The following is a 12,066-nucleotide window of genomic DNA, read 5'->3' on the forward strand; positions in this document are numbered from 1 at the left end:
GCGATCGGCACAGTGCTTCGCGGGCGATCAGGCCGGGTCCTGGTCGCGTTCTTGCTGTTGCCTGCGGGCCTCGCGACGTTGCTGTTCGGCACGCTCGCGCAAGCCGCGCAGGAAGGCCTCGTCGTCGTCGGGATTCGACGCGACCCGGCGACCGGGGCGATCGTATTCACCGAACCGGGTATTCGAGACAGGTCCTGACTCGCCGACCGGCCTGCCCGCGAACAACCACAGCAGCGCACCGATCGTCGGGATCAGCACGACGACGATGATCCACCCCATCTTCGGTAGGTGCCGGATGCCCGCGTCGGGGCTGGTGATGATGTCGACCAGGCAATACACCCACAGGGCGAGAGTCAGAAAGCCGATGACGGCGTAAGGCATTCGGCGATTATTCCACGCCCACTCGCACGGTGGATCCGTAGTGGTCGGTGACCACCGACGTCAGTCGGGCAGGAGCGGGACCGAGAGGCCTTCGCCGCTGCGCAGGAGTGCGGCGCGGGTGACGGCGGTGGAACCGAAGCGGCGCCGCAGGTCGTCGAGAGTGGCGTCGAGGGTGTTCTCGGCGCGCGCGTCCAGCGGCAGGGTGAGTTGCATGGTGTCGGCGTCGTCGAGGTTGGTCAGCGAGAGGCCGATCAGGGTGATGCCGCGTTCGATGATCAGCGGTTGAGCGGCGTGCAGCAGCAGGCGGGCGGCGTGGCGGATCGCGGTGGAGGCATCGGTGGCTTCGACGAGAGTGTGCGATCGGGTGGCGCGGGTGAAATCGTCGAAACGTAAGCGCAGCACCACCGTTCGGCAGACGCGGTCGGCGGCGCGCAGGCGGCGGCCGAGGCGGTCGGTGAGGCCGTCGAGGTAGGCGGCGATCTCGTCGGGGTCACGCGGGCGGCGGCCGAGGGCGCGTTGGGCGCCGATCGAGCGCCGTCGTTTGCCGGTTTCCACGCGGCGTGGATCCTGAGCCAAGGACAGGGCGAACAGGTGACGGGCCGCGGCGGGGCCGAGGATGGCGCGCAGGTGGGGTTCGCCGAGTTCGGCGAGCTGGCCGATGCGGGTGATGCCGTTGGCGTGCAATGTCGCCGAGGTGACTTTGCCGACGCCCCATAATCGCTCCACCGGCAGTGGATGCAGGAAGTCGAGCTCCTTGCCGGGTTCGACAAGGCGTAACCCGTCGGGTTTGGCGACGGCGGAGGCGACCTTGGCGAGGAATTTGTTGCGTGCGATGCCCACGGAGATGGGCAGGCCCACCCGGCCGGCCACCTGCGCGCGCAGCCGGTGCCCGATGTCGATCGGTTCGCCGCTGATCCGGCGTAACCCGCTGACGTCGAGGAACGCCTCATCGATCGAGATCCCCTCCACCACCGGGGTGGTGTCGTGGAATACCGCGAACACCGCTTTGCTTGCCTCGGCATAGGCCGACATCCGTGGCGGCACCACGATCGCGTGCGGACACAGGCGCAGCGCCTGGCCCGCGTTCATCGGTGTGCGGATCCCGAACGCCTTGGCCTCGTAGCTGGCCGCCAACACCACCCCGCCACCCACGATGACCGGTTTGCCACGCAGCCACGGCTGGTCACGCTGCTCGACCGAGGCGTAGAACGAGTCGAGGTCGGCGTGCAGGATCGAGGCCTCGGCGCGGGACTGGATACGCGGGCGACGCGGGGCGGCGGAATCGGACACGAACATATGTTCGCATCGGGGTCCGACGAGTTCGGCCTTTCAGGGTGTGGAGATAGTCCTGGCCTGCAGGTTTTCGGCGAACTCGCGCGCGGCGGTGAGGTCGGTGGCGTCGGGGTGGCCTTTGCGGATACCGCCCACCAGACGCAGCGGCAGCCAGGTGTCGAAGCCCCGGCAGTCGAAGGCGTCGACAACGTCGAAGCCCTTGTTCTCGATGTCGCGGGTCAAGGTGGCGACGTAGCGGCGAAACGGCGGTTCCGGGAATCCGCTGGTGCGGAACACGAACGCCTTGCCCCCGTGTCCGGCCGGCAGGGAGGCGATGAACCGGCGCAGTTCCGGATGGAAAGCCATGTTGTAGATGCCCGAGCCGAAGCCGACGAGGTCGTAGTCGGCGAGCCCGGCCGGATCGATGTCGGCGGGGGCGACGACCCGTCCGCCGAGCACCTGGCCGATGGTTTCGGCGACGCGCTGGGTGTTGCCGTGCGAGACCGACTTGCACACGAGGATGACCTTCATGGGGATGGTCCTTTCGTTCCGCTGCGTTGCTGGACACCCTCGGAGACACCGCTCAGGTTCCCAGCGTGACACCCAAGTGCTGTGCCCTCCGTCACAGCGTGCGTTCGGCCGCGATGTCGAGAATGCGCACGACATCGATGGACTGCAGTTTGTCGGGGTTGCGGACCGCGTAGAGCCCGGTGACGAGGTCGTCGGTCAGCTCGACCACCAGCACGGTATCCAGATCGCCGTTCTTCGATCGGGCGATCACCGTGGGCTGCGCGTTGAAACTGCCGAATTCGACTGTCGCGCCCGCCATCGAGTTCTGGGTCAGCCCGATCAGGAACCGCGCCACGGGCTCGGCGCCGATGATCGGGCGGCGCGCGGCACTCACACGGCCACCGCCGTCGGAGATCTGGAGGACGTCGGGCGCGAGTACCGCCATGAGGGCGCTGACGTCGCCGGTGTTGGCGGCCAGCAGGAAGCGGCCGATCACCGCGCGGCTGGTGTCGGAGTCCGGTTGGAAGCGCCGTCGCCGCGACGCGACATGCGCGCGGGCCCGGTGGGCGATCTGCCGCACGGCGGTGTCGGATTTGTCGATCATCCGCGCGATCTCGCGATGGCTGTGTCCGAACACCTCCGACAGCACGAACACCGCGCGCTCGGTGGGACCGAGAGTTTCCAGCACGAGCAGCATCGCCATCGACACCGATTCGGCCAGCAACACATCCTGCCCCGCGTCGGGCGCGGTACGGATCGGTTCGGGCAGCCAGGTGCCGACGTAATCCTCGCGGCGCCGCCGGACCGTGCGGAGATGATTGATCGCCTGACGGGTGACGATCTGCACCAGATACGCGCGCGGATGCGTCACCTCCGTCGCGTCGCGCCAGCGAAGGTAGCTGTCCTGCAACACGTCCTCGGCATCGGCGGCACAGCCCAGGATTTCGTAGGCGATCGTGAACAGCAGTGGCCGGAATGTGGCGAATGTGTCGGACTCGGTCATCGGGCCACCCCTGCGCGCCTCATACACCGATGATTCCGGGCGACAGCGAGTCAGCGCAACCACGCTGTCGCGCAGACGATCCCCGTCGATGCTGTGGACGACACCTCACAATGCTGCGGTGCTGTCGCGCTGACCGAACCAGACAGGCAGGTGGTCGAGGAGATCCTGCTGCTCTCGACCGACCCATGCCACATGCCCGTCAGGGCGAAGCAGTACCGCGGGGGCGTCGAGTTCGTCGCTGACATCGACGATGTGGTCGACCCGGTCCGCCCATCCCCGCACGCAGAGGTGGCCGGTCTGGTCGAGCAGCAGTCCACGGCCCGCGTGCATGTGCGCGTAGAGGCGACCGCGTTTCAAGGCGATATCGCGCAATCGCCGACCGAGCAGTGGGTCGCCCTCGCCGAAGTCGTAACGGATCGCGATGGCGATGATCTTCTCGGTGAGACAGCGGCTCACCTCGTCGAATTCCATCAGCTGAGATACCAGCCTGCGTACTGCCTGTGGTCCCGCGTCCAGCGACATCAGCTCCATCTGGGCGCGGGTGTTGTCGAGCACGTCGGCGGCCACGGGGTGGCGTTCGGTCTGGTAGGTGTCGAGCAAGCCCGGCGGCGCCCAGCCGTTGATCTCGGCGGCCAGTTTCCAGCCGAGGTTGAACGCGTCCTGCACGCCCAGGTTCAGGCCCTGTCCGCCGGTGGGCGGGTGGATATGGGCGGCGTCGCCTGCCAGCAACACGCGGCCGACGCGGTAGTGCACGGCTTGGCGGGTGCCGTCGCCGAAACGCGACAGCCACCGCGGCGAGTGCGCGCCGAAGTCGGTGCCCGCGGTGGCGATGAGCTGTTGTTTCATTTCTTCGAGGGTGGGCGCGACAGCCCGGTCCTCGGCGACTCCGGCCGCGGGGGCGAGGACGCGGTAGACCCCGTCTGCCAGGGGCATCGCGCCGAATCGCAGCTGGGTCTTGCGGACTTCGGTCATCACCTCGGTGATCGTTTCCGGTGACGCGGTCAATGCCATTTCGCCGAGCAGGGTCTCGACCCGGCTCGGCTCACCGGGGAACGCGACACCGAGCAGCCTGCGCACGGTGCTCCGGCCACCGTCGCAGCCGACGAGATAGCGCGCACGCAACCGGGTGCCGTCGGCCAGTTCGACGGTGACCGCGTCGTCGCGCTGGCTCACGCCGACCACTTCGGTGCCACGCCGGATCTCGGCACCGAGTTCGGTGGCGTGCTCGCTCAGCAGCTGATCGGTGCGAGGTTGCGGGATGGCCAGGACATAGGGGTGGGCGGTGTCGAGTCGCTCGGGCGCCGGTGTGGGGATGCCGGCGAAGAATCCGCCGAGCGGATGTCGGCGTCCGAGCGCGAGGAACCGGTCGAGCAGGCCGCGCTGATCCATGATCTCGATACTGCGCGCGTGCAGGCCGAGCGAGCGGACGATCTTCGTCGGCTCCGCGTCCTTCTCCAGCACGACCACCCGCACCGCGTGCAGCCTCAATTCGGCGGCCAGCATCATGCCGGTCGGTCCACCGCCGACCACGATCACGTCGATCATCGACTACTCCCCTTCGACAAGATTCCCGCAGGTTGCGGGCTCGCCGAGAGATTGTGCGGCATCACCGGGGTCTTGCCGCAAGCCCCGGGGTGCGCTATATGTTAGAGGTGGCAAGGAGTGGTTTTCCCTCCTTGCCTTTGCCATGCTCGCGACTCTCACCGAGGCGGTGCCGGTACTGTGAAGCGGTTCGGGCAAGGTGAAGGAGTCGGTCGGCGGTGCGTGGTTTCGGGGATCTCGAGGCAGTGCTGATGGATCGGCTGTGGGACCGCGATGTGGACACGACCACGGTGCGCGAACTGTTCGACGAGTTGGCGACCGAGCGCGACATCGCCTACACCACCGTGATGTCGACGATGGACAATCTGCACCGCAAAGGCTGGCTGGCCCGCGAGCGTGAGGGCCGCGCGTACCGGTATTGGCCGACGGTGACCCGCGAGGAACACAGCGCCCGGCTCATGCACGAGGCGCTCGGTGTGGGCGGGCGATCCGACCTCGTCCTCAACTATTTCGTCGACCGGATCAGCGACGACGAATTCGCGGGATTGCGAGCCGCGTTGCGCCGTGTCGCCACCCGGCGGACCGAGGCGAGTTAGCCCGATCGTGTCGGAGTGATCTGATCTGATGGGGCACCGATGGGATCGGTCACGGGGACGGGACGCATGCTGAGTGTCGGATGGGATCAGGTGTTCGCCTGGCGGCTGGGCCGCCAGTTCGTCGCGGCACCGACCGCGGGTTCTGCCGAGGATGTCGCGACCCGGTTGGCCGGGGTGCAGGCGCAGGTGGCGTCGGCGGCGGAGATGGCTGTGGCGGTGCGCAGTCCCGATTCCCACGGCCTCGGTGTCGGCGAGGCGTTGGCCGCGGGCACGTTGATCAAGACCTGGGCGATGCGCGGCACGCTGCACGCGATGGTGCCCGAGCAGGCCGCGGCTGCGCTGTCGCTGATCGGATCGGCGCGGACGTGGGAGTAACCGTCGTGGCAGAAGACGTTCGGCGCGACCCCGGCGCAGGTGGCCGGTCTGGTGGAGGTGGTGTCGGGAGTCCTGGCCGGTCAGGTCCTGACCCGGGACGAACTGGTCGAGGCGGTCCTCGCCGAACCCGGCTTCGCCCACCTCGGTGAGCAGTTGCGCTCCGGCTGGGGTGCGGTGCTCAAGCCGTTGGCCTGGCAGGGCGCGCTGTGCCACGGTCCCGCGCGCGGGAGCAAGGTCACCTTCACCGCGCCGGGCGACCTGACTCCCGGGTGGAAGGGCATCCCGGAACCCGATATCGCCGCACCGGCGCTGATCCGCGCTTATCTCGGCGCGTACGGTCCCGCGACCCCGGCGGCCTTCGACGCGTGGCTCAGTCGCAACAGCGTGCGCAAAACCGTGCTGCGCGGGTGGTTCGCGGCGATGGGTGACGCGCTGACCGAGGTCGACGTCGAAGGACGGATCGGCTGGATTCCGAGCGAGTTCGCCGACGATCTCGGCGCGGCGACGCTCGACGGCGGTGTCCATCTGCTCGGTCCGTTCGACCAGTACGTGCTGGGACCCGGTACCGCCGACACCGTGCTGCTGCCCGCCGAGCACCGGTCGAAGGTGAGCAGGACGGCGGGCTGGATCTCGCCGCTGGTGCTGGTCGACGGTCGCATCATGGGCACGTGGGAACAGGTCGACGACAAAGTCGTCGTGTCGATGTTCGACGCGCGCGAGCTCCCCGAGCGCGCCCTGACCGCAGCGGTGAACCGGCTGGCTGCGGCTACCGGCACACCAGGGCTGGGCGTCCGCGCGAGCTGAGATTTCGGATACGCCAGACGACGAACCAAGCGCTTGCTACGGTGGCTCGATGATCCCCACGATCGTCTGGGGCACCGGAAACGTCGGCCGCGCGGCCATCCGTGCCGTGGCTGCCCATCCGGCGCTGGTTCTCACCGGGGTGCTCGTGCACAACCCCGACAAAGTCGGCCGAGACGCGGGCACGCTCGCAGGCCTCGACACCGAATTGGGGGTGGCCGCCGTCGACGACATCGACGCGCTACTCGCCACCGGACCCCAGGCGGTGGTGTACGCGGCGTCCGGAGACATCCGGCCCGACGACGCGCTCGCCGACATCGTGCGGGCGATCCGGGCCGGCGCCGTCGTGGTCACCCCGGCCCTCTACGCCCTCTACGATCCGCGCAACGCACCGGCCGAAATGCGCGAGCCGGTGCTGGAAGCCATTGCCGCGGGCGGTGGTTCGCTGTTCGTCTCCGGGGTGGATCCCGGCTGGGGCAACGATGTGCTGCCGCTGTTGATCAGCGGGCTCGCCGCCACCATCGACGTGGTGCGCTGCCAGGAGATCTTCGACTACTCCACCTACGACCAACCCGACTCGGTGCGCTACCTCGTCGGGATGGGACAGCCGATGGACTACCAGCCGCCGATGCTGATGGCGAGCGTGCCGACGATGGTGTGGGGCGGCCAGATCCGGCTGATGGCCAGAGCATTGGGTGTCGAACTCGACGAGATCCGCGAAACCGTCGACCGGCGCGCCCTCGACGCGACAGTGCAGACCACCCAGATGGGGGCGTTCGACGCGGGCACACAGGGGGCGGTGCGGTTCGAGGTGCAAGGCATCGTCGACGGGCAGGCGCGCATCGTGATCGAGCACGTCACCCGCATCCATCCCAGCTGTGCACCGGACTGGCCGACACCACCCGACGGTGACGGTGCCCACCGGGTGATCATCGAGGGTTCGCCACGCATCGAGGTCAGCGTCGAAGCGACCGATGAAGGCGGCAATCGTGCGGCGGGCGGAAACGCCACGGCGGTGGGACGTTTGGTCAATGCCATCGACTGGCTGGTCGAGGCGCCGCCCGGTCTCTATGACGCACTCGATGTGCCGCTGCGCGCCGCGGTCGGCAAACTCGGAAGGACACCACGATGATCATCGACATTCCCGAGGGCAAAGATCCCATCGGCTACGTATGGGGCGAGATGGTGCCCGGCATCGGCGTCGCCGCAGCGGCATTCTCGCTGTCGGTCTACGAGCACTCCACCCTCGGCCTGCGTGAATTCGAAGCGGCCCGGTTGCGGATCGCCCAGATCAACGGCTGCCTGTTCTGTCAGGACTGGCGCACCGAACGCGACGGACAGAAGGTCGAAGCGGAATTCCCCGATGCCGTCACCCACTGGCGTGACACCGACCGGTTCGACGAACGGACCCGCCTCGCCGCCGAATACGCCGAGCGCTACGCCACCGACCACCACGGCCTCGACGACGAATTCTGGGCCAGGATGTTCGCCGAGTACTCCCAGGCCGAGGTGGTGGAGCTGAGCATGAGCATCGGTTCCTGGCTGGCGTTCGGCCGCCTCAACCGGGTCCTCGGGCTGGACACCGTGTGCGTGCTGCCCGGCCACTGACCGCCGGGTGCGCCAGAGGTAGCACCGCCTCGCCCGCGGCCGGGCGCCAGGGACTGGGCAACACTGTCGCGCCCGCGCCGATTAAGCTGCGGGCCGTGATGGAACCTGCGAGACAGCAGCTCATCGATACGGTGGCCTGGGTGCTGATCGAGAACGGTCGCATCCTGTGTGCCCGCCCACGCGGCAAGGACGTGTTCTTCATCCCCGGCGGCAAACGGGAAGGCGTCGAGACCGACCTGCAGACCTTGGTCCGCGAGGTCGCCGAAGAACTGACCGTCGAGCTCACGCCCGACAGCGCCACCCACGTCGGCACCTATGAGGCCGCGATCGCCGACGGGCACGACACCGTCGTCCGAATGGCGTGCTACACCGCCGACTATCGCGGGGTGCTCACGGCAAGCAGCGAGATCGAGGCGCTGGCCTGGTTCGGATTCGGGGACCGCGATCTGGTTCCCCCGGTCGACCAGTTGTTGTTCGACGACCTCGCGGCGGCCGGGTCGCTGCGGTGATCGGCGCGGTGGCACGGTCGGCGTTCTACGAACTGCTGGCACTGCCACTGGCCTTCACCCGGGTGCGGACCCGGCTGCGGGTGCCGCGACTGCTCTTGCGCGAACCTGTCGGCGCCCACGACATTTCCCTGCGACGCTGCCTGATCCAATCGGTGCTCTCCGGTGGTGTCGGGCTGCTCGGCTGGTTCCTCGCGATGCTCAGCGTGCTGGTTCTGGTGCGTGGGTTCGCCTATCCGTTGGTCGCCGCCGACAGTTACCAGACCTCGTGGGGCGGGCCGACGCTGGCGGGCGCGTGGCTGGTGCACGCGGTGTCGGGTGCGTTGATCGCGCCGGCATTCGTCGCGGTGATCGCCCTGTGCGGCCGGTTACAGCTGCGGGTGACGCGGACGGTCCTCGGCGGTGACCGGTCGTGGTGGGCGATTCCGGTCGCCCTGGTTCTCGTGGCGGCGGGCGGGTTGTTCTTCGTCGCGTGGGTGCGGCAGATCTGAGCGTGCGGGTCAGCGAGATCCGGGGATGTAGACGCCGGCGGCCCGCAGCTTCGCCTCGACAAGGGCCGAGAGCCGGGCCGGGGCCGATTCCTGCTCTTCACCGTGGTGGCGGATCAATTTGTAGCGTGTCGCGGCGTCTGTGCGGGCTTGCAGGCCCGTCACGATCTTCAGCTGGTCGGGGTGGGCGAGATAGTGCTCGGCCAGCGCGGTAGCCACTTCCTCGACGCGCTGGTCGTCCGGATCCCAGCTGGCCGATTCCGAGGCGCGCCTGCTCAGGGCGAGGAACTCGGTGTCTTCGAGGGCGTTCTCGACATTGGTGAGGTAATCGTCGAAGCCCTCCGGGACCAGCGCTCTGGCCAGCACCCACCCTTCCCTGGCCGCTGCCACCTCCGCCGGGGGAAAGCCTAGGCCGGGTAGGCGAGCGAGCAGCTCCACCGCGCGGTCGGGCAGCAGCGTGCGGTCGCCGTCGGCCAGCCGGTGCAGCGTGTCTCGGCGCACGATCAGTTCCTCGATCCGCTCGGTGAGACGCCGTTCGACGTCGGCGAGCTCGGTGGCGAACGCGTCGGCGTCGGCGTCGAGCAGCGATCCGATCTCGGCCAGCGGGACTCCGGCGGCGGCGAGGGTTCTGACCTGCACCAACCGCAACAGTTCGGCCGAACCGTAGCGCCGGTAGCCGGAGCTGTCGCGGGCCGGTTCGTCGAGTAGACCGTTCTTCTCGTAGTGCCGCACGGTCTTGATCGTGACACCGGCGAAAACCGCGGCCTGGCCGATCGTGACGCCGTTCATCATCTGCTCAGTCCGCCTTGTTCGAGGTAGTCCTACTCAGAAAGTTGACCTTGATGGTGCGTCGAGGTCAAGCATCCGGGGCCGCGAGCAGCTGGGCGCGACCCCGGAAGGTGCGTTCAGGCCGTAGCGGCACCGAACACTTCGTCGAGCAGTCGCTGCGTCGCGGCCTGGAACGTCGCCGACATCGACAGGTCGGCGTCGTCGATGTAGTTGAGTGCGGCGGTCATGGTCTTGGTGCCGTCGAGCGTGCTGTACATCAGCGCCGCATGGCCACCGTGGCCGCCGTTGTGGGTGATGACGGTGCCGGTCTCGGTCTGCTGGACGAACACCCCAAGGCCGTAGCCGACCTTGGCTTCGGGGGTGAGCATCTCGGCCAGCAGCGGGGCGGGCAGCAGCGTGCCGCGCAGCAGTGCGGAGAGGAAGGTGTGCAGATCCTTGCTGGTCGAGATCATGTCGCCGCCGCTGGAAATCCAGGACGGGTTCTGGGAGGTGACGTCGACCGTCTGCTCCACCCCGGCGTCGTCATAGCGGTAGTAGGCGTGGGCGTGCGGTCCGCCGATCTCGGTCGAGGTCTCCGGCACGACGGTGTCGCAGAGCCCGAGCGGGCCCAGGATCAGTCGCTGCATCTCCTCGGCCAGCGAGTGACCGGTGACCGCTTCGATCAACAGCTTGGCGAGCGCGTAATTGGTGTTGGCGTAGCTCCAGTCCGTGCCCGGTTCGAACCGCGCGGGCTTTGCCAATGCCCGCCGCACCAGCTCGTCGGTGTGGTGGGTCTGGAAACGGTTGTCCACCCAGTCTTTGCCACTCCAGGCGACGACTCCCGGCGCGCTCGTCCCGTCTTCGTAGAACTCGCCGGTGAAGTTGAAGATCCCGCTGGTGTGCTGCAACAGCATGCGGACGGTGATGCGCGGATCCAACTCGAACCGGGGCAGGTAGTCGACGGCGGGAGCGTCGAGGGCGATCGTGCCCTCGGCTACCAGTTGCAGGACCACGGTCGCGACGAAAGTCTTGGTATTGCTGCCGATCCGGACGCGCCCGTTGATCGGCGGTGGTGCGCTCTGGCCCAGCTCGCTGCGCCCGGCGCTGCCGACCCACACGCCCTGCTCGTCGTCGACTCGCACGTGCAGGCCGACGAATCCGGTGGCGACGATCTCCTCGATGGTCTGCTGCAGGGTCGGATAGTGCTGTGCGGCAGTGGTTGTGGTGGTGCTCGCTGTGGTGTTCGCGTTCGAAGTCATGAGATGAGCGTCCACGTTGACCCAAGGTCAACCGCAAGAGTGATCTGGGTCACTCGGCGTGTCCGGGTCTGATCGTGCCGGACCCGGACACGCCGGTGTCAGGCTGTTCGGGCCAGGTGGCGGGTCAGGAATTCGGTGGTGGTGGTCAGCTGGAACGCCGGGACCTGGGCGTGCCCACCGGGGTTGGCGTGCAAGGTCTTCTCCGCCGAGCCGAACGCGTCGAACAAGGCGAGCGCGCTGTCACGGTCGACGTATTCGTCGTTCCACTGGAGCAGGAACTCGACGGGGACGGTGATCGAGGCGGCCGCCTCGGTCAGGGATCGGTGACCGAGCAGGCCGAAGACGGCGGCGGAGATCCGGGGGTCCGCCGCGGTCAGCGCGACACCGATGGCGGTACCCAGCGCGGTGCCGCAGTACGCGACGGGGGCGTCGACGCCGATGCTCGCAAGTTGTTGCACTGCGTCGAGGGTTGCCTGCCATTCGGGGACGGCGCGCGCGGCCAGCGAAGCGTTGTATTCCACGATGATCGGTGCGACGGGCTCGTCCGCAGCTCGGGCATGTCGCAGCGCGGCAATGAGGTCGTCGTCCGCGGGAGTTCGTGGCCTACCACCGTGGCCGGGAGCGTCGATCGCGACCACGGTGAAGCCGCAGGCGGTGACGAAGTGCTGAGCACGCGCCACGATGCCCGGTGCCTGCTTGTGCTGACCGCCGCCGTGGCCCATCAGCACCACCGGGGCGATGGTGCCGGAATCGGCTGCGCGAGACCAGAGAACGCCGGTGATCTCACCCAGGGTGAAATGGCGTTCGGCGACACCGTTCGACGATGTGTGTGCGGTGAAATGCATGATTGTGCCCTTCGGGAGTGCCTTGTGGGGCGCTCCCGGCGACCTTGGCGTCAGGCGGCCGACCGTGTTGGGCGGGAGCACCCATGGACTACTGCGTTGATGGGTCTCACCT

General features: G+C 68.1%; 13 protein-coding genes and 1 pseudogene. 6 read left to right on the forward strand and 8 right to left on the reverse strand.

What is annotated here, in order from left to right:
• Positions 1-27: 27 nt before the first annotated feature.
• From ACWGCN_RS04920 to rox, 5 genes are all read right to left on the reverse strand, one after another.
• Positions 28-381 carry a PLD nuclease N-terminal domain-containing protein gene (locus ACWGCN_RS04920; RefSeq protein WP_378652648.1) on the reverse strand — a complete coding sequence of 118 codons (354 nt, stop codon included), beginning with the start codon at positions 379-381 and terminating at the stop codon, positions 28-30.
• A 60-nt stretch (positions 382-441) separates the two neighbouring features.
• A complete protein-coding gene (gene dinB, locus ACWGCN_RS04925; protein WP_452457490.1) occupies positions 442-1,677 on the reverse strand; it encodes a DNA polymerase IV in 1,236 nt (411 codons plus the stop codon).
• Positions 1,678-1,710: 33 nt separating this feature from the next.
• Positions 1,711-2,184 (reverse strand): flavodoxin family protein, encoded by a 474-nt coding sequence (locus ACWGCN_RS04930; RefSeq protein WP_452457489.1) that lies wholly within the window; start codon positions 2,182-2,184, stop codon positions 1,711-1,713.
• Positions 2,185-2,275: 91 nt separating this feature from the next.
• Positions 2,276-3,166, reverse strand: coding sequence for an RNA polymerase sigma-70 factor (locus ACWGCN_RS04935; RefSeq protein WP_387445013.1), 891 nt, complete (start codon positions 3,164-3,166; stop codon positions 2,276-2,278).
• Between the two features lie 105 nt (positions 3,167-3,271).
• Entirely contained in the window at positions 3,272-4,711 is a 1,440-nt protein-coding gene (gene rox / locus ACWGCN_RS04940) for a rifampin monooxygenase (RefSeq protein ID WP_452457488.1), read from the reverse strand.
• A 215-nt stretch (positions 4,712-4,926) separates the two neighbouring features.
• Here rox and ACWGCN_RS04945 point away from each other — a divergent pair, with 215 nt between their 5' ends.
• The 6 genes and pseudogenes from ACWGCN_RS04945 to ACWGCN_RS04970 all read left to right on the forward strand — a co-directional run bounded on the left by ACWGCN_RS04945 (position 4,927) and on the right by ACWGCN_RS04970 (position 9,085).
• Positions 4,927-5,304 (forward strand): BlaI/MecI/CopY family transcriptional regulator, encoded by a 378-nt coding sequence (locus ACWGCN_RS04945; RefSeq protein WP_378991750.1) that lies wholly within the window; start codon positions 4,927-4,929, stop codon positions 5,302-5,304.
• Positions 5,305-5,370: 66 nt separating this feature from the next.
• Positions 5,371-6,483, forward strand: a pseudogene (locus ACWGCN_RS04950) (winged helix DNA-binding domain-containing protein).
• A gap of 49 nt (positions 6,484-6,532) precedes the next feature.
• Complete coding sequence (locus ACWGCN_RS04955; protein ID WP_378991753.1) at positions 6,533-7,612, forward strand: NAD(P)H-dependent amine dehydrogenase family protein; 1,080 nt, start codon at positions 6,533-6,535, stop codon at positions 7,610-7,612.
• A complete protein-coding gene (locus ACWGCN_RS04960) occupies positions 7,609-8,088 on the forward strand; it encodes a carboxymuconolactone decarboxylase family protein (RefSeq protein WP_378991755.1) in 480 nt (159 codons plus the stop codon). The genes ACWGCN_RS04955 and ACWGCN_RS04960 overlap by 4 nt, the downstream gene beginning before the upstream one ends.
• A 98-nt stretch (positions 8,089-8,186) precedes the next feature.
• Complete coding sequence (locus ACWGCN_RS04965; protein WP_378992046.1) at positions 8,187-8,597, forward strand: NUDIX hydrolase; 411 nt, start codon at positions 8,187-8,189, stop codon at positions 8,595-8,597.
• An 8-nt stretch (positions 8,598-8,605) separates the two neighbouring features.
• The gene (locus ACWGCN_RS04970; protein WP_378991756.1) at positions 8,606-9,085 is read left to right on the forward strand and encodes a hypothetical protein; all 480 of its coding nucleotides are present in this window, start codon (positions 8,606-8,608) and stop codon (positions 9,083-9,085) included.
• Positions 9,086-9,094: 9 nt separating this feature from the next.
• Here the strand turns inward: ACWGCN_RS04970 and ACWGCN_RS04975 are convergent, their stop codons facing one another.
• The 3 genes from ACWGCN_RS04975 to ACWGCN_RS04985 form a co-directional block, all read right to left on the reverse strand.
• A complete protein-coding gene (locus tag ACWGCN_RS04975; RefSeq protein WP_452457487.1) occupies positions 9,095-9,874 on the reverse strand; it encodes a MerR family transcriptional regulator in 780 nt (259 codons plus the stop codon).
• Between the two features lie 113 nt (positions 9,875-9,987).
• The gene (locus ACWGCN_RS04980) at positions 9,988-11,109 is read right to left on the reverse strand and encodes a serine hydrolase domain-containing protein (RefSeq protein ID WP_452457486.1); all 1,122 of its coding nucleotides are present in this window, start codon (positions 11,107-11,109) and stop codon (positions 9,988-9,990) included.
• A gap of 98 nt (positions 11,110-11,207) precedes the next feature.
• Complete coding sequence (locus ACWGCN_RS04985; RefSeq protein WP_452457485.1) at positions 11,208-11,954, reverse strand: alpha/beta hydrolase family protein; 747 nt, start codon at positions 11,952-11,954, stop codon at positions 11,208-11,210.
• Positions 11,955-12,066 lie beyond the last annotated feature (112 nt).

It is taken from the genome of Nocardia sp. NPDC055050, from assembly GCF_053608345.1.

Coding starts and splice junctions, on each gene's coding strand:
- ACWGCN_RS04985 (WP_452457485.1), bottom strand. CDS start 11,954: ATGCATTTCACCGCACACACATCGTCGAACGGTGTCGCCGAACGCCAT.
- ACWGCN_RS04975 (WP_452457487.1), bottom strand. CDS start 9,874: ATGATGAACGGCGTCACGATCGGCCAGGCCGCGGTTTTCGCCGGTGTC.
- ACWGCN_RS04960 (WP_378991755.1), top strand. CDS start 7,609: ATGATCATCGACATTCCCGAGGGCAAAGATCCCATCGGCTACGTATGG.
- dinB (WP_452457490.1), bottom strand. CDS start 1,677: ATGTTCGTGTCCGATTCCGCCGCCCCGCGTCGCCCGCGTATCCAGTCC.
- rox (WP_452457488.1), bottom strand. CDS start 4,711: ATGATCGACGTGATCGTGGTCGGCGGTGGACCGACCGGCATGATGCTG.
- ACWGCN_RS04930 (WP_452457489.1), bottom strand. CDS start 2,184: ATGAAGGTCATCCTCGTGTGCAAGTCGGTCTCGCACGGCAACACCCAG.
- ACWGCN_RS04935 (WP_387445013.1), bottom strand. CDS start 3,166: ATGACCGAGTCCGACACATTCGCCACATTCCGGCCACTGCTGTTCACG.
- ACWGCN_RS04965 (WP_378992046.1), top strand. CDS start 8,187: ATGGAACCTGCGAGACAGCAGCTCATCGATACGGTGGCCTGGGTGCTG.
- ACWGCN_RS04980 (WP_452457486.1), bottom strand. CDS start 11,109: ATGACTTCGAACGCGAACACCACAGCGAGCACCACCACAACCACTGCC.
- ACWGCN_RS04920 (WP_378652648.1), bottom strand. CDS start 381: ATGCCTTACGCCGTCATCGGCTTTCTGACTCTCGCCCTGTGGGTGTAT.
- ACWGCN_RS04955 (WP_378991753.1), top strand. CDS start 6,533: ATGATCCCCACGATCGTCTGGGGCACCGGAAACGTCGGCCGCGCGGCC.